Below are 15,662 nucleotides of genomic sequence, written 5' to 3' on the forward strand. Positions count from 1 at the left end.
AGGCCTCTGTGCCTCTGGTTTTTTAATGGAAACTCCCTGAAATCACAGAAAAGAAGTTTGATTGTTTGTCACAATCATAAACCCAGGGCAACCAAGCCCTGGGTTTTATAAATGATCTTCTTTTAGAATGCGTAATAAGGAGCCTGAGACCGGCTGAAGTGGTGTGTATAATTTCAATTGGTAAAGCATGCCTTTGACAATGACTTGTCTTGGTTTTTGTTTGTTTAACTCGTTTTCTAAAATGCCAAGCGCTTCAAATAAATCTGGCTCGTCTTTCACTTCATAATGTGCTTCTGCCAGCTCTCTTAATTCTTTTAATAGAGATTCTGTGAGCGGGTCAAATGATCGTTCATAAATCGGGCCGAACCAGTCGCTTGCTTGGTCCACAGAAATGAGCGGATGGTCATTTCGCTTCATCATACCGCCCATTAGATCATCGATACGGTGAATCATTGTTGCGGCAAGCTCCTCTGCTTCGAGCTGAAAATCATATAAAATGGCAAGCTCAAAGTAAACGTGACTCATGCCCTCAATCGTTAAACATAGATCAGCCATATAAGGAATGGCTGCATCTCCATACACTTGCTTAATGTTATCAATGTGCAACTGAATCGTCGCAAGTCGAATTTGCTTTGCGAGCTGCTGCGTTTCTTCGTTCAATGGGAGCGCCCTGTCGCTTAGCTGCATTTTAATAAAATCTTTTTGCTGTAAAATATTATCGTAATAGACAGTGAGCTGTTTCCGGTAGGCCTCTTTTGGTGTGCCGCCCTCTGTTTGAACCTCGTGAATCCGGGTAAATACCTTATCGTAATAGTAATGCAAGATCGAAATAAGCAGTGCTTCTTTCGATTTGAAATAAAGGTAAAACGCACCCTTTGACATGTGGCATTCATCTGCAATTTCCTGAACAGACGTTGTATTATAGCCTTTGCTAGCAAATAACTTCATACCAGCCTCAATAATCATTTTTTCTTTCTTTTTCAATATGAATGTCATCCTTTCTTACCGAGAGACAAATGTCCTAGGAAACGTGCGCAAAGAGATGTGACTTATCGGTCATAAACGACAAAACTTTTCAAAAATTAATCAGATTGTAACTTGTTTTTTACAGTGTAATTCTTTATATTATAAAGTAAGGTGACCAACCGGTCAAAAAATGTGAAAGGATGATGTTCCATGAGAGAAATTGATGATATGATTAGACGCTTGAAAGCAAAAGGAATTCAAGTAGAAAAAGTCAAAATGCCGAAAGAGACAACCATTGAAAAGAAATGGATGTATCAAGCTGGCAAGAAGATCAAAGCCACATACCGTGATTTCAATGGGTATTCATTCATCTAAAAAAAGACTGCGGTGTAAAACCTACAGCCTCTTCTTTGGAACAGTGATCGTATAGCGTACACCTAGTTCATCATTTTCAATTGATATGGACGCTTGATGCATTGAAAGAATTCGTTTGACAATGCTTAATCCAATGCCGAATTCGCCCTTTTTTCCCTTACTAAAAGGTTCGTATAGGCTGGATAGCATGTGTTCTTCAATTGGAGGGCCATCATTACGAATGACGATGCGAATTTGATCCTCTTCCTGCTTCATATGAATATCAATTTTATTTTTTGCGTAGCGAAGTTGATTTTCTAATACATTTTCAAATAATTTGCTCCATTGTTCTGGATCGCCTTCAAGTGTAGCCTCATCATCTAAGTCCACGTTCCACTGCAATTCATTTTTCGACCAGCGTAAACGGTCAACCACTTCCAGCATTGTATTACTCACAAGGAAGGGAGAATGCGCCGGATGTTGTTTTGATAAATAATCAAGCTTTGTTAAATACAGCAAATCTTTGATTTTCTTCTCAAGCTTTTCCGCTTCGCCTTCAATCACTTCCACCGTTTGTTCAAGATCTCCTTTAGGGAAAATTCCATCTTTAATAGACTGCGTATAACCGCGGATGACCATCACAGGTGTTTTTAAGTCGTGTGATATATTTTGCAAAAGCGTTCGTTCTGTTTCATCTTTTTGAATGAGCTTTTGTCTCATTTCTTCAATCGTATGCCCCAGTTTGCCAATTTCATCTTGCCGGTCAACAATGACAGGATCGTCCCAGTCTTCTTGTGCAATGCGCTTGACGTGCTTTTCAAACGCGACGATTGGACGTGATAAGTAGCGGGCAAGCCAAATCGATGGAATCCAGCTTAGTAAAATAACCGTTCCTAAGATGAAAATCAGCTGTTTAAACAGTGTAAAGGACAAGTCATCTCGATAAGAATCGGGTGCATATGACAAGAGAATATATTGTGTATTGCCTGTTGAGACTTTTTTGATCACAAAAAAGATATGCTGACCATTCACTTCTTCAGAATAGCGTTTTGTTGCGCTTTTTTGTTTTTTAACAAAGGACTGCACTTTTTCAATAAAGGCATGCGGGAAAAACTGAGCCATTTGATTTAATTCATCTGACGGAATCAGAATGTGCTGAACCGAGCGGTTTTCTGGTGTCGACTTTGGTGAGCCGTCTCGATTCAGAGGGTATTCTGTTAACACTTGCTGCTCGTTTTCAATGTTTTTATAAATTTCATTCGTAAAGAAGCTGCGTAATGTATTTGAAAATAAAATGATCAGGACAATCGAGATGGTGAGTAAAATGCCAGAGATGACAACCCAAATTTGAAAAGCGAGTGGTTTGTTCTTCATCCTTTTAGCATCCTATAGCCAAATCCATAAATGGTCTCGACTTTTAAGTCAGGCATTTTTTTGCGCAGCCGTCTGACAAGATCATCGACCACACGATCTGTCCCGAAGTAATCGTGCCCCCAGATCTTGACGAGGATATCTTCCCGGGAAAAGGCATGTCCTTGATGATGGGTAAATAAGAGCAGCAAATCAAATTCCTTAGACGTTAAGTTAATCAGCTGATCTCCTTCATACACCTCTCTTACGTCCTCATGAATGATATAGGAAGAAACGGGTGTGACGCTTTGCTGCGGTGTGTCACTATTTTTATATACAAGCTCCAGCAGCTTTTGCACGCGGATGATCAGCTCACGCGGAAGAAAGGGTTTCGCAATATAATCACTGCTCCCGAGTTCTAAGCCAAGCACACGATCAATATCGGCATCACGTGCCGAAATAAAAATGACCGGTACGTCAGGCGAGGCTGCTTTGATTTCTTTAATGAGTGTGTAGCCGTCCGTATCAGGCAGCATAATATCTAAAATCCATAGATGCGGGGGCTTGTTCATTGCTTCGCGTGCCGCTTCTCCGGTTAAAAAAGAGGACACATTCCAATTTTCACTCTCTAAATATTTGGTTAACAGTTCATTTAAATTCTGCTCATCTTCAACTAAATAAATGGTGTACGACAAAGTCTTCCACATCCTCTCAACGTCATTATAACGGGATACAAAGGCGGCATGTCAACAATCACACGCTTTTTTCACAATTTCACATATTCTTCTCATCATTATCCCATAATGTTTGTTTATGATAAGCTCAAGGGAAAAAAGGGCATAGACAAAAGGCTAATGAATAGGTGCTTTTCACCAATGTGCACACCTTGCTTTTTTTCTATGAATAAGTATTATATAATTTGACATATTGTCATAAAGAATTTTTCAATGATATTGCCATTAAGAGGACATGAGTCCTGTCTAGACATATGAATGAAGCATTTCATGAAAATGATGCAAAGGAGTGCAAGCGATGGATTTCCGAAGAGAAGATGAAGAGAAAAAGATGAATGATCAAGAACACACACATCAAGAGAATGAGAAACAAATAGAAGAACCAGAAAAAGAGAAAGAACTCGTTTTTCACCATCATGAAAACGAAGCATCTGCCTCTCAGGAGAGGGTGTCAAACGGGTCTCCTCAAGTGATTGATGACCGTTCGTCTAAAAAGGAGAAAAAACGGAAGGCTGCATGGCTGAGTCCGATTCTTGGAGGGATTATTGGTGGCGGTCTTGTGCTTGGCATTACACCGCTTTTACCGCAGTCACAAGATACAGCGGCAAACACTCAAACCCAAACAGCATCAAGCGAACCGGCTTCATCTGAAAATTTCTCAACAAAACAAATCACCAATGCGACGAATGTTGCTGATATGGTAGAAGATTTAGAGCCGACGATTGTAGGGGTTTCAAACTATCAATCTACACAAAACTCGTTCGGTCTTAGCGGTGATTCAACTGAAGCAGAAGCTGGAACGGGTTCTGGTGTCATCTTCAAAAAAGATGGCAAAAAAGCATACATTATCACAAATAACCATGTAGTCGAGGGTGCCAATAAATTAAAGGTCACACTATACGATGGAAAAACAAAAGATGCGAAGCTTGTCGGTAGTGACGTAATGACAGATTTAGCTGTCGTGGAAATAAATGCTGACGGCATTGATAAAGTTGCAAGCTTTGGAGATTCTTCTAAGCTTCGGGCTGGAGACAAAGTCATCGCAATCGGGAACCCGCTCGGTGCGCAGTTCTCTGGTACAGTAACAGAAGGGATTATTAGTGGTCTCGATCGTACCGTTGAAGCCAATACATCATCTGGAACTGTTGAGATGAATGTGCTTCAAACAGATGCAGCCATTAACCCTGGAAACAGTGGCGGTCCGCTGATCAATACAGACGGTCAAGTCATCGGCATCAACAGCTTGAAAATTAGCGAAAGCGGAGTAGAATCACTCGGATTTGCGATCCCAAGTAACGATGTAAAACCGATCGTAGATCAGCTATTAAAAAATGGAAAAGTCGAACGTCCTTACCTTGGCGTACAAATGATTGACCTTGAGCAAGTACCTGAAACGTATCAGGAAAATACACTTGGCCTATTTGATAAACAAATCGGTAAAGGCATCTATGTAAAAGATGTTTCAAAAGGATCTCCTGCACAAAAAGCAGGCTTGAAGTCTGGAGATGTCATCATCAAGTTCAAAGGAAAAGATGTAGCAAACAGCTCACAACTGAAAGAAATCCTTTATAAAGAAACAAAAATTGGCGATAAAACGACAATGACTGTCATCCGTGATGGAAAGAACAAAAATCTTGATATTACCCTTGGGCAGTCTGATAACGAATAAAAGAAAACAGGTGGATCGTTTATCCACCTGTTTTTTTGTGCCTATTTTTTTGAGGATAGTGTCCGTAAAATAATGTTTTCCCATACATTCCAAGGCAAGAGCTGCTTTGCTATGAATGAAAGCCGAACACCTTTCCCGACAAGATACCTTAGCTTTTTTAGCCGCTTCTTCTCTGCAAGCGAAACCACAAGCTCTGCAACTTCGCCGGGATCTCCATAGTTGTTTTTTTGCGCCTCTATATAGGACATCATCTTTTGATAAATAGCTGTGTATTTAGAACCTTCTGCAGGCGGCGTCATTTGCTCATTCATGGAGGTGTTCCAAATGTTCGTTTGGAAAGAACCCGGCTCAATCAAAGCGGCCTGAATGCCAAACGCAGCCAGCTCAATTCGCAAACTCTCTGTATAGCCCTCTAGCGCAAACTTTGACGATACATATGGAGAGAGTGCGGGCATTCCCATGAGTCCGCTGATACTGCTCATATTCAATATTTTTGCACCGCTCGTCATCAACGGAAGGACTGCTTGTGTCATTTCCATCACACCAAAGACATTCACTTCGAATTGCTCTCGGTACTGATCAACAGGCACCTCTTCAGCAAAACCAGCATAGGCCGTTCCCGCATTGTTCACAAGCAGGTGAATCGGAGCATAGGCATTAAGCCTTTTCTGAAATGCTTGAATGGACTGTGTATCTGTCACATCTAATGCTTCAATATGTATTGATTCGGATAAAGCGGCGTTCTTTACTTCTTCGGCAAGCTTTTTCGCATTGGTTTCCTGTCTTACGCCAGCAATCACAGTGTACCCTTGCTGAGCGAGACGCAGTGTGATGAGCTTTCCGAAACCGCTGTTGGCACCAGTCACAATGGCTGTTTTATTCATCTTCCGGTTCTCCTTTTTGTTTTAATCTACCATAGTCTGCTGTTTTATTGAATAACCAAAAGGGGCTTGGAGAAGAATAAAAAACGATGCTATGAAATAGGAGGAAACACATGATGTGCTGGAAGAAGGCGGGACTGCTAGGAGTGCTGTTCTTTATGCTGTCTGGCTGTCGTTCAATCGAACCAATACAACATCCACATGAAGCAGAAGCTGAAAGTCTGTCAGCTGTTCAAATGAAGGAATTGCCATTTCAGCATTTGCAATTGCACGTACAATATGGACAAAAAAGCGAATTATATGAAGCTACCTATCGTCAAGCTGGTGGAAGAGAAGAAGCACTGATTCGAGATCATATGAATGGTGTCCGCTATGAAGGGGAAGAAGCTTTACGTGAAATGAAAATGAAGCTCAATGATATGTCGATTCCTAGTGCAAAGCTGAATGAAACATATGTCAATGAGTTATTATCTGCTTTTAATTTAGATGATGATTATCAGCGGATACGAGTCGATATCAAGCTCGAAGATGGGACAAAACGTGCATTCGAAAAGAAAAAGTAAACGAGACTTTCTCATTTTTTAATTGAAAATGATTTTCAAGATCACTTAAATCTGATACACTAAATTGAGATAAGTGATCTTTGACGTCTACATAGACGATATTCAATATAAAAAATTTGGATGAGAAAAGGAGCGTTTGAGCGGAATGAGTGCCATTTCTACTGAAGGTTTAAGCTTAGGTTACGGAGAAACAATGATCATAGACGAACTAAATGTGTCAATCCCTAAGGGTGAAATCACAGTATTTATTGGCAGCAATGGATGCGGTAAATCCACGCTACTTCGCTCTTTGGCCCGTCTCATGAAGCCAATGGGTGGTTCTGTCCTTCTTGAAGGTCATTCCATTGCAAAATTACCAACAAAGGAAGTGGCGAAACAGCTCGCCATTCTTCCGCAAGGACCAGAAGCGCCAGAAGGATTAACGGTGCATCAGCTCGTCAAGCAAGGGCGATATCCTTATCAAAATTGGCTGAAGCAATGGTCAAAGCAAGATGAAGAAGCGGTTAATCGCGCACTAAAGTCAACGAAGATGGAAGACCTTGCTGATCGAACGGTTGATTCATTATCAGGTGGACAAAGGCAGCGTGCATGGATTGCGATGACACTGGCTCAGGAGACGGATATTATTCTATTAGATGAGCCAACAACGTATTTAGACATGACGCACCAAATTGAAATCCTGGATCTTCTTTTTGATCTAAATGAAAAAGAGCAGCGCACGATTGTCATGGTTCTGCATGACCTCAATCTCGCTTGCAGATATGCGCATCACCTTGTGGCCATTAAAGACAAGTCAATTTATGCAGAAGGAAGACCGGAAACTGTCATTAACTGTGATCTTGTGAAAAATGTCTTTGATATGAACTGCCAAGTCACAACAGATCCTTTATTCGGAACACCGTTATGTATTCCGCACGGCAGAGGACGCTGTATTGTCCAACAGGCACAAGCTGAGACATTTCTTGCTGCAAGATAATCGTATGTGAAAAGCCTGACATCTGTTACACGCAGAGTCAGGCTTTTTTCTGAAAAAAGGAGCGGAATACAAATGGGAAATGAATTAGATGAAAAGCTCGAAGGCCTGCTTGATAAATATACAGAGCTGCTGCTTGGTGAAACGAATGAGGAACTGAAAAGAGATGTCTCGCAGTGGATCATCTATTCTCATATTGCCAAAAGCATGCCGCCTTTAGCCAAGCATTTTAATGACACGTATCCAGAGGCAAAAGAAGACATCAAAGAAACGATTCAGCGGATCAAGCAATTAAATGAAGCTCATCGTGCCAATAAAGACCGTTAAAAAACTGCCAGTACGAGCTGGCAGTTTGAGATTGTTGACAAAGGGCTAAAATGAACTTTATTTTAGCCCTTTGTCTTCTTTTCAGCGTGATAGAAAACCTTTGCAGTCTAGGAAGGACGAGCACCGGAGCGGAGCGAATTCGACATTCGTGAGCACCGAAGCGCAGGACTGACACCGAATGCGAGGGTTTGTCTACACGCTGAAACTGCCAGTACGAGCTGGCAGTTTTTCTTTATGACATGGGTGATGATCCGTACGGTGATTGATCTGTCAGTGTTTGCTGGAACTTCTGATGTGCCTGCTGGAGCTTCTGCTGGTCAGCGGCTTCGACAGAGTACCAGCCATATTTGAACATGACATCATATAAATGTCTTTGCGTTTTTTGTGTTTCTAGCGCAATTCGCTGAATATCTTGGTAAAGAGATTCATGGCTGAATTCATTGAGCGCTGTGTTATATCCGCTTGTCATATATTTTTCAGTCGACAAAAGGTCTGTGACAAAGTCGCGATCGTTCATGTTTGTCGTTGTTGGAACCGGCGTTTGTGGATTCCCGATTTTTTGTTGGTTTTGCTGTTCCATGTCTGTTACCTCCTATTGCATAAAGCCAGAAGACTGGCCTTGCCCTGAGCTGCCTAAATGCTGAAGAATTTGTGTGTAATGCTGATGATGCATTTGGCCAACTTGATTGAGTTCTTGTTTCAATGTTTGATCCTGACAATGCTCGGCCATAAAATGAGCCTTTTTCATGGCGATCAAATTCCAGTTCAGCATATCCTCTAGGTACAAGGAATCTTTTACTGAAATCACCTGTGGGGGCATATTCATTTGCTGGTTGTTCAAGATGTGTTCCTCCTTACGATTTCTTTTTATATTGCTGATTTTGACTGGTCTTTTTACCACCTAGGTCTGCTTCTTGTGATGGACCTGCGTTTCCTTTCACACTTGCAGCACTTACGCCTGCTTTTGATGGGTTCTTTTGCAAACGAGACATGTGGACATCACCTCCATTCTTACAATTCCCCCTCGTCTTTAATTCATACGCTGTAAAGAAAGACGCATGAGAATGTGTAAATTTTTGAAATCTGCTATTGAACTGTTTCGGAAAATCTTTTAAGATAAAGAAAGAGGCATTGCTTTTTTTTGGACAAAAAATGAATGACTGTTCATTCAAAATGTTTAGGGGGATATTTATGGGCAAACATATTCGCAAGGCGGCTGTCATTGGTTCAGGTGTCATGGGCTCAGGCATTGCTGCACATCTAGCCAATATCGGGATACCAGTAACATTGCTAGATATTGTGCCACATGAACTGACAAAGGAAGAAACGGCAAAAAAGCTAACGCTTGATCACCCTAGTGTTCGGAATAGATTAAGCCAAGACGCAATGAAAAAATTGTTAAAGCAAAAGCCAGCACCTCTTACTTCAGCCAAAAACCTATCATACATCACACCCGGAAATCTCACAGATCACCTTTCCTTAGTACACGATGCTGACTGGATCATTGAAGTCGTGACTGAAAAGCTCAGCATTAAACAACACGTATTCTCTCTCATCGACGAACACCGCAAAGAAGGCAGCATCGTATCCAGCAATACATCCGGTATTTCTGTTGAAAAAATGGCAGAAGGCCGATCAGCTGATTTTAAACGCCACTTTTTAGGCACTCACTTTTTTAACCCAGCTCGTTATTTAAAGCTGTTAGAAGTAATTCCTATTCAAGAAACAGATCCAGAAGTACTCTCATATATGAAAACATTTGGTGAAGATGTACTTGGCAAGGGTGTGGTCGAAGCAAAAGATACACCGAACTTTATTGCCAACCGAATTGGCACTTATGGGCTTCTTGTCACAGTGCGTGAAATGCTTGAGAACAAATACACGATCGGAGAGGTCGATTCTGTTACAGGTCCACTCATTGGCAGACCGAAAAGTGCGACCTTCCGCACACTTGATGTGGTGGGACTCGACACATTTTCTCATGTAGCCCGCAATGTGTATGAACAGGTAGAAGGAAAGGAAAAAGATATTTTTCAGCTGCCTGAGTTTATGGAAAGAATGCTCGAAAAAGGGTGGATCGGCAGCAAAGCAGGGCAAGGATTTTATCAAAAAAATGGGAAGACCATTTTAGAGCTTGATCCTGTCACACTCACATACGGAGAACGGACAAAGCTGAAGGATCCGGGCATTGACATTGCCAAGCAGCAAAAGGGGACAAAAGCGAAATTGAAAGCGCTTATTTATCAAGACGGCCGTGCTGGGCAATTGCTTTGGAATATGACCGCACCTGTTCTTCTTTATTCAGCTCAACTAAAAGGCGACATTGCGGATGATATTCAGTCCATCGATAACGCCATGAAATGGGGATTTGGCTGGCAGCATGGCCCGTTCGAGCTGTGGGATGCGATTGGCGTGAAAAAAGCCGTCAGTCGAATGGAAGCGGAAGGGCACAGCATCCCGTCGTGGGTGCAAGATATGCTTTCAGAAGGACATGACACGTTCTATCAAGAAAATGCCGAAGGAGATCGTGCATTTTATCAGAATGGTGCTTATGAACAGGAAAAGGGCAACGACAAAAATATTTCGTTAGCTAGATTGAAAAAGAAACACGATGTCATTTTTAAAAATACGGGTGCAAGCTTGATCGATATCGGGGATGATGTGGCCTTGCTTGAATTTCATTCGAAAAGTAATGCCATTGGGCTTGATGTCATTGATATGATCAACCGTGCTGTAGATGAAACGGAAAAGAATTATAAAGGGCTGGTCATCGGTAACCAAGGAAAGAACTTCTGTGTTGGTGCGAATCTCGCCTTAATTTTAATGGAAGCACAGGACGACAACTTCTTTGAAATTGATTTTGTCATTCGTAGGTTCCAGCAGGCGATGATGAAGGTGAAGTATAGTGACCGTCCAGTTGTGGCTGCACCATTTGGTATGACACTTGGCGGAGGGACGGAGCTTTGTCTACCAGCAGCCGCTATCCAAGCGTCCAGTGAAACGTATATGGGGCTTGTCGAAGCGGGGGTCGGACTCATTCCGGGCGGAGGCGGAAACAAAGAACTCTATATTCGCCATCTGCAAGGAGCGGAAAAGCCATCAGCAACTGCGATCCAAGATGCTGCGCTACAAACCTTTGAAGCCATTGCGATGGCAAAGGTATCTACATCAGCAGAGGAAGCGCGTGATATGAAGATGCTCCGAGTGAATGACCGGATCAGCATGAATGGTGATCATTTAATCCATGATGCGAAACAACTCGTTCTTTCTCTTGATGAAGCGGGTTATCGTGCACCACTGATGCAAAAGGTGCCTGTGATGGGGGAAACAGGCTACGCAGCAATGGTGCTGGCTGCTGAAAATATGAGGTTGTCTGGATACATTTCAGACCATGACATGACCATTGCGAAAAAACTAGCGCATGTCATTTCTGGCGGCAAATTGCCATTTGGTACAGAGGTGGATGAACAATACTTATTAGAGCTTGAAAGAGAAGCCTTTTTAAGTCTTGTAGGGGAAGTCAAATCTCAGGCACGCATGCAGCACATGCTCGTTAAAGGAAAACCTTTACGTAACTAGGGGGGAGTCAAAATGAGAGAAGCAGTGATTGTAGCTGGCGCAAGAACACCAGTAGGGAAAGCCAAAAAGGGATCATTAAAACATGTCAGACCTGATGATATGGGCGCATTGTGTGTAAAAGAAACGCTAAAGCGTGCCGGTGATTATGATGGAACAATCGATGATTTAATCATCGGATGTGCGACACCAGAAGCAGAGCAAGGGCTGAATGTGGCCCGGAATATTGGGGCATTAGCAGGTTTGCCATATACAGTACCTGCTATTACCATTAACCGCTATTGCTCTTCTGGTCTGCAGTCAATTGCTTATGCGGGTGAACGAATTATGCTTGGGCAGGCAGAAACCATTTTGGCCGGAGGCGTCGAATCGATGTCGCAAGTCCCAATGATGGGTCACTCCATTCGTCCAAACGCTCTTTTGACAGAGCAAGCGCCTGAATACTATATGAGCATGGGCCACACAGCGGAGCAAGTGGCGCAAAAGTATCAGGTCACAAGGCAAGATCAAGATGCTTTTGCGGTGAGGAGCCATCAAAAGGCAGCAAAGGCACTTCAAGAAGGGAAATTTTCAGATGAAATTGTTCCCGTTGATGTGACAGAAAGACGGGTAGGAGAGCAGAATCAACTAGAAGAACGCCAATTTACGTTCTCACAAGATGAAGGTGTCAGAGCGGGCACAACAGAGGAGGTTCTCTCAACGTTACGACCTGCCTTCTCAACAAAAGGCACAGTGACTGCAGGAAACTCTTCGCAGACGAGTGATGGAGCGGCATGTGTCATGATGATGGATCGCGAAAAAGCATCTTCTCTTTCTCTTCAGCCGCTCGCCAAGTTCAGAGCGTTTGCTGTTGGTGGTGTACCACCTGAAGTCATGGGAATTGGGCCGGTTGAAGCCATTCCGCGTGCGCTGAAAATCGCTGGTCTAGAGCTGAAGGACATCGGGCTGTTTGAATTAAATGAAGCATTTGCTTCTCAGGCGATTCAAGTCATTCGTCATTTAGGGATCGATGAAGAGAAGGTAAATGTCAACGGCGGCGCCATTGCATTAGGACATCCGCTAGGCTGTACAGGAACGAAACTCACGCTGTCCCTCATTCATGAAATGAAACGGCGAAATGAACAATTTGGTATTGTGACGATGTGTATCGGCGGGGGCATGGGAGCAGCAGGCATTTTTGAATTGATCTAAAGGGGGAAAACAGGATGAAAGCAATGGAAGAAGTAAAAAAGGGTGGCAGTTTCTTAATTGATGAGACGAATTATGAGCATATCTTTACACCAGAGGATTTCTCTGATGAACATCAAATGATCGGGAAAACAACAGAAGATTACATTTTACAAGATGTCGTTCCGCACATCGATCAAATTGAAAATCATGAATTCGAGCATTCTGTTCGTCTCTTGAAAAAGGCTGGAGAGCTTGGCCTGCTTGGTGCTGATGTTCCTGAGGAATTTGGCGGGCTTGGGCTAGATAAAATCAGCTCAGCCATCATTACTGAAAAATTTGCAAGAGCAGGCAGCTTCTCTCTTTCTTACGGCGCCCATGTTGGGATCGGTTCTTTGCCGATCGTGCTGTTCGGCAATCAAGCGCAAAAGGAAAAGTACCTGCCAGGACTCGCCTCTGGAGAAACAATTGCGGCCTATGCCCTAACAGAGCCAGGGTCAGGTTCTGATGCGCTAGGTGCGAAAACAACGGCAGTCCTGAATGAAGCTGGAACACATTATGTCCTCAATGGGGAAAAACAATGGATCACAAACTCCGCATTTGCCGATGTGTTTGTCGTGTATGCGAAGATTGATGGTGAACACTTCTCTGCTTTCATCGTAGAAAAGGATTTTCCTGGAGTCAAAACAGGACCTGAAGAGAAAAAGATGGGCATTAAAGGGTCATCGACGAGAACGTTAATCCTTGAAGATGCCGAAGTGCCAAAGGAGAATTTGCTTGGTGAAGCAGGCAGAGGTCATGTCATTGCCTTTAACATTTTGAACATTGGACGCTATAAGCTGGCTGTAGGGACAATCGGAGCATCAAAACGAGTCATTCAATTATCGGCAGAGTATGCCAATCAGCGCAAGCAGTTTAAAACACCAATTTCTCAATTTAGCTTAATTGGCGAAAAAGCAGCCAACATGTCGGCAAAGCTTTATGCCATGGAAAGTGCTGTATACCGCACAGTCGGGTTATTTGAACAAAGAATGGGTCTGTTAAGTGACGAGGAGCAAAAGGATGGGAAACAAATTGCGCAATCCATTGCAGAATATGCGATTGAATGCTCTCTTTGTAAAGTGCTTGGCTCTGAAACGCTCGATTATATTGTGGATGAAGGTGTGCAGATTCACGGCGGATATGGTTTCATGCAAGAATACGAAGTCGAAAGAGCCTATCGCGACTCACGAATTAACCGTATTTTTGAAGGAACGAACGAAATTAACCGATTGCTTGTGCCAGGCACCTTCTTGAAGAAAGCGATGAAAGGAGAGCTTCCGCTTCTTCAAAAAGCGCAAACCCTACAGGAAGAGCTAATGATGATGATGCCGGAAGAGCCGGGTGATCAGCCGCTTGATCAAGAGAAATACTTACTTGCCCATGCGAAAAAGATCGCCTTGATGGTGGCAGGTATGGCCGCCATGAAATATGGGAAAGCATTAGACAAAGAGCAAGAAATCCTTGTGAATATAGCAGATATCGTCAATGAACTCTTTGCTGCTGAGTCGGCGGTCTTGCGTACGGAAAAAGCAATCGCAGCATCAGGCACAGAAAAAAATGCACAAAAGCTTGCGTATACACAAATTTTCACGCAGGAAGCCTTTTTAAAAATTGAAGCTCATGCGAAAGAATCATTGATTGCCATGGAAGAAGGAGATTCACTCCGTATGAGTCTGTCAGCCCTTCGCAAGCTGACAAGATTCACGCCAATGAATGTCATTGCGAAAAAGCGTGAGGTGGCGAAACGAATCTTTGAAGCAGAGAAATATATCGTATAAGACGGCTGAAAAGGTGCGGATATCATGCCGCACCTTTTTGTAAGCATACATTTAGGTTTTTCATATGTTTTGTGATAAAATGTTGTCACTATTTGCAGGAGGTGAAAATGGTGGCTTTAGATTTTTACGAATACCCATCTTGCGGTACATGCCGAAAAGCAAAGAAATGGCTGGAAGAACACAATAAAGACATCAACAGCATACATATCGTCGAAGAGACGCCTGATAAAGAAACATTAAAAGCCCTTTACGAAAAAAGCGGTTTAGAGCTGAAGAAATTCTTTAATACGAGCGGTCAGAAATACAGAGAGCTGCAGCTGAAAGATAAACTTCCTGCAATGTCAGAGGACGAGCAGCTTGAATTACTTGCGTCTAACGGAATGCTAATCAAGCGTCCAATTACAACAGACGGCAAACGAGTGACAGTTGGATTTAATGAAGATACATTTAAAAGCGTCTGGAAATGATGTAACTTTCATTCAGATTGTGGTATCTTCAATATAGATTGTAAGAAAAGACTGGAGGGGTATGAAATGAGCACACCAAAAGATTTACGTTATTCAGAAGAACATGAATGGGTCAAAGTAGAAGGAGATAAGGTGCGTATCGGTATTACGCATTTTGCTCAATCTGAGCTAGGGGATATCGTGTTCGTTGAGCTTCCTGAAGTAGGAGACAAAATCACAGCGGACGAGCCTTTCGGAAGTGTAGAATCAGTCAAAACAGTTTCTGAACTATACGCACCGATTAACGGCACAATCGTTGAAGTGAACGATGAGCTTGATGACAGTCCAGAGTTCGTCAACGACTCTCCATACGAAAAAGCTTGGATGATCGTAGTAGAGCCAGCGGATGCGTCTGAAATCGAGAACTTAATGACAGCTGAGCAATATGAAGAAATGACAAAAGAAGACTAATTCATGTGAAATTGGACACTCTACCTTTATGGGGGGTGTCCAATTTGTCTTTTCAAAAAGAACAGGTGGATATAACAGAGCATGTCACTGGACGATTCAAAGAGAGCGGCATGGTGCTTTACCATCAAAACGAAGAGATTGGCACGATGATTAGTGAAAATCAATATGAATTAAAATCAGGTTATTCCTATGATCAAAACCGTTTTTATCGTCTGTCAGATACGTTGACCCATGGGACTGAAAAATATGTAGACTGTGACGATGAAAATGGCTGGTGCTAATCACAGATAAGGCTGTAGTGAGTGAATGCTACAGCCTTTTTGTTGATCAAGTGCCCAATCTTTACAACCCGAATGAAAGATTGT

General features: G+C 42.6%; 18 protein-coding genes. 11 read left to right on the top strand and 7 right to left on the bottom strand.

What is annotated here, in order from left to right; genetic code table 11:
* Positions 1–105 precede the first annotated feature (105 nt).
* Positions 106–984 carry a TetR/AcrR family transcriptional regulator gene (locus KFQ09_RS13495; RefSeq protein ID WP_017359276.1) on the bottom strand — a complete coding sequence of 293 codons (879 nt, stop codon included), beginning with the start codon at positions 982–984 and terminating at the stop codon, positions 106–108.
* 192 nt (positions 985–1,176) lie between these two features.
* Between KFQ09_RS13495 and spxO the strand changes: the two genes are divergently transcribed.
* The gene (gene spxO, locus KFQ09_RS13500) at positions 1,177–1,341 is read left to right on the top strand and encodes an anti-adapter protein SpxO (RefSeq protein WP_008347070.1); all 165 of its coding nucleotides are present in this window, start codon (positions 1,177–1,179) and stop codon (positions 1,339–1,341) included.
* Between the two features lie 21 nt (positions 1,342–1,362).
* Here the strand turns inward: spxO and KFQ09_RS13505 are convergent, their stop codons facing one another.
* Both KFQ09_RS13505 and KFQ09_RS13510 read right to left on the bottom strand, forming a co-directional pair.
* Positions 1,363–2,694, bottom strand: a complete 1,332-nt coding sequence (locus KFQ09_RS13505; protein ID WP_008347068.1) for a HAMP domain-containing sensor histidine kinase — start codon at positions 2,692–2,694, stop codon at positions 1,363–1,365.
* A complete protein-coding gene (locus KFQ09_RS13510) occupies positions 2,691–3,365 on the bottom strand; it encodes a response regulator transcription factor (protein ID WP_017359278.1) in 675 nt (224 codons plus the stop codon). Before KFQ09_RS13510 ends, KFQ09_RS13505 begins: the two co-directional genes overlap by 4 nt.
* 337 nt (positions 3,366–3,702) lie before the next feature.
* Here KFQ09_RS13510 and KFQ09_RS13515 point away from each other — a divergent pair, with 337 nt between their 5' ends.
* Complete coding sequence (locus KFQ09_RS13515) at positions 3,703–5,073, top strand: S1C family serine protease (RefSeq protein ID WP_017368023.1); 1,371 nt, start codon at positions 3,703–3,705, stop codon at positions 5,071–5,073.
* A 41-nt stretch (positions 5,074–5,114) separates the two neighbouring features.
* Here KFQ09_RS13515 and KFQ09_RS13520 read toward each other — a convergent pair whose 3' ends face one another.
* The gene (locus KFQ09_RS13520; protein WP_017368022.1) at positions 5,115–5,957 is read right to left on the bottom strand and encodes an oxidoreductase; all 843 of its coding nucleotides are present in this window, start codon (positions 5,955–5,957) and stop codon (positions 5,115–5,117) included.
* A 113-nt stretch (positions 5,958–6,070) separates the two neighbouring features.
* Here KFQ09_RS13520 and KFQ09_RS13525 point away from each other — a divergent pair, with 113 nt between their 5' ends.
* The 3 genes from KFQ09_RS13525 to KFQ09_RS13535 all read left to right on the top strand — a co-directional run bounded on the left by KFQ09_RS13525 (position 6,071) and on the right by KFQ09_RS13535 (position 7,817).
* Positions 6,071–6,517, top strand: coding sequence for a YusW family protein (locus KFQ09_RS13525; RefSeq protein WP_171465740.1), 447 nt, complete (start codon positions 6,071–6,073; stop codon positions 6,515–6,517).
* Positions 6,518–6,662: 145 nt separating this feature from the next.
* Complete coding sequence (locus KFQ09_RS13530) at positions 6,663–7,493, top strand: ABC transporter ATP-binding protein (protein ID WP_008347057.1); 831 nt, start codon at positions 6,663–6,665, stop codon at positions 7,491–7,493.
* 72 nt (positions 7,494–7,565) lie between these two features.
* Complete coding sequence (locus KFQ09_RS13535) at positions 7,566–7,817, top strand: YusU family protein (RefSeq protein WP_017359282.1); 252 nt, start codon at positions 7,566–7,568, stop codon at positions 7,815–7,817.
* 232 nt (positions 7,818–8,049) lie between these two features.
* Here the strand turns inward: KFQ09_RS13535 and KFQ09_RS13540 are convergent, their stop codons facing one another.
* From KFQ09_RS13540 to KFQ09_RS13550, 3 genes are read right to left on the bottom strand one after another with little or no spacing between them, the layout of a single operon-like run.
* On the bottom strand, positions 8,050–8,397 hold the full coding sequence (locus KFQ09_RS13540; protein ID WP_007500333.1) for a spore coat protein: 348 nt from the start codon (positions 8,395–8,397) through the stop codon (positions 8,050–8,052).
* Positions 8,398–8,409: 12 nt separating this feature from the next.
* Positions 8,410–8,661, bottom strand: coding sequence for a hypothetical protein (locus KFQ09_RS13545; protein ID WP_060698253.1), 252 nt, complete (start codon positions 8,659–8,661; stop codon positions 8,410–8,412).
* A gap of 10 nt (positions 8,662–8,671) precedes the next feature.
* On the bottom strand, positions 8,672–8,809 hold the full coding sequence (locus KFQ09_RS13550) for a YuzL family protein (RefSeq protein WP_008347049.1): 138 nt from the start codon (positions 8,807–8,809) through the stop codon (positions 8,672–8,674).
* A gap of 199 nt (positions 8,810–9,008) precedes the next feature.
* On the opposite strand from KFQ09_RS13550, the gene KFQ09_RS13555 reads away from it, so the two are divergent.
* The 6 genes from KFQ09_RS13555 to KFQ09_RS13580 all read left to right on the top strand — a co-directional run bounded on the left by KFQ09_RS13555 (position 9,009) and on the right by KFQ09_RS13580 (position 15,578).
* Positions 9,009–11,396: a 3-hydroxyacyl-CoA dehydrogenase/enoyl-CoA hydratase family protein gene (locus KFQ09_RS13555; RefSeq protein ID WP_074041907.1), complete on the top strand. Its 2,388-nt coding sequence runs from the start codon at positions 9,009–9,011 to the stop codon at positions 11,394–11,396.
* A gap of 12 nt (positions 11,397–11,408) precedes the next feature.
* Positions 11,409–12,584 (top strand): acetyl-CoA C-acetyltransferase, encoded by a 1,176-nt coding sequence (locus KFQ09_RS13560; protein WP_019743167.1) that lies wholly within the window; start codon positions 11,409–11,411, stop codon positions 12,582–12,584.
* A gap of 14 nt (positions 12,585–12,598) precedes the next feature.
* The gene (locus KFQ09_RS13565; protein ID WP_017359285.1) at positions 12,599–14,380 is read left to right on the top strand and encodes an acyl-CoA dehydrogenase family protein; all 1,782 of its coding nucleotides are present in this window, start codon (positions 12,599–12,601) and stop codon (positions 14,378–14,380) included.
* A gap of 110 nt (positions 14,381–14,490) precedes the next feature.
* Positions 14,491–14,847, top strand: a complete 357-nt coding sequence (locus tag KFQ09_RS13570) for an arsenate reductase family protein (RefSeq protein WP_008356673.1) — start codon at positions 14,491–14,493, stop codon at positions 14,845–14,847.
* Between the two features lie 66 nt (positions 14,848–14,913).
* Positions 14,914–15,297: a glycine cleavage system protein GcvH gene (gene gcvH / locus KFQ09_RS13575; protein WP_008347039.1), complete on the top strand. Its 384-nt coding sequence runs from the start codon at positions 14,914–14,916 to the stop codon at positions 15,295–15,297.
* A gap of 44 nt (positions 15,298–15,341) precedes the next feature.
* On the top strand, positions 15,342–15,578 hold the full coding sequence (locus KFQ09_RS13580) for a YusG family protein (RefSeq protein WP_008347037.1): 237 nt from the start codon (positions 15,342–15,344) through the stop codon (positions 15,576–15,578).
* The last annotated feature ends 84 nt before the right edge of the window (positions 15,579–15,662 follow it).

This window comes from Bacillus sp. FS02 (genome assembly GCF_024398395.1).
In the GTDB taxonomy this organism is placed as follows: Bacteria; Bacillota; Bacilli; order Bacillales; family Bacillaceae; genus Bacillus; species Bacillus altitudinis.

Coding starts and splice junctions, on each gene's coding strand:
- spxO (WP_008347070.1), top strand. CDS start 1,177: ATGAGAGAAATTGATGATATGATTAGACGCTTGAAAGCAAAAGGAATT.
- KFQ09_RS13505 (WP_008347068.1), bottom strand. CDS start 2,694: ATGAAGAACAAACCACTCGCTTTTCAAATTTGGGTTGTCATCTCTGGC.
- KFQ09_RS13515 (WP_017368023.1), top strand. CDS start 3,703: ATGGATTTCCGAAGAGAAGATGAAGAGAAAAAGATGAATGATCAAGAA.
- KFQ09_RS13520 (WP_017368022.1), bottom strand. CDS start 5,957: ATGAATAAAACAGCCATTGTGACTGGTGCCAACAGCGGTTTCGGAAAG.
- KFQ09_RS13525 (WP_171465740.1), top strand. CDS start 6,071: ATGTGCTGGAAGAAGGCGGGACTGCTAGGAGTGCTGTTCTTTATGCTG.
- KFQ09_RS13530 (WP_008347057.1), top strand. CDS start 6,663: ATGAGTGCCATTTCTACTGAAGGTTTAAGCTTAGGTTACGGAGAAACA.
- KFQ09_RS13535 (WP_017359282.1), top strand. CDS start 7,566: ATGGGAAATGAATTAGATGAAAAGCTCGAAGGCCTGCTTGATAAATAT.
- KFQ09_RS13540 (WP_007500333.1), bottom strand. CDS start 8,397: ATGGAACAGCAAAACCAACAAAAAATCGGGAATCCACAAACGCCGGTT.
- KFQ09_RS13550 (WP_008347049.1), bottom strand. CDS start 8,809: ATGTCTCGTTTGCAAAAGAACCCATCAAAAGCAGGCGTAAGTGCTGCA.
- KFQ09_RS13555 (WP_074041907.1), top strand. CDS start 9,009: ATGGGCAAACATATTCGCAAGGCGGCTGTCATTGGTTCAGGTGTCATG.
- KFQ09_RS13560 (WP_019743167.1), top strand. CDS start 11,409: ATGAGAGAAGCAGTGATTGTAGCTGGCGCAAGAACACCAGTAGGGAAA.
- KFQ09_RS13565 (WP_017359285.1), top strand. CDS start 12,599: ATGAAAGCAATGGAAGAAGTAAAAAAGGGTGGCAGTTTCTTAATTGAT.
- gcvH (WP_008347039.1), top strand. CDS start 14,914: ATGAGCACACCAAAAGATTTACGTTATTCAGAAGAACATGAATGGGTC.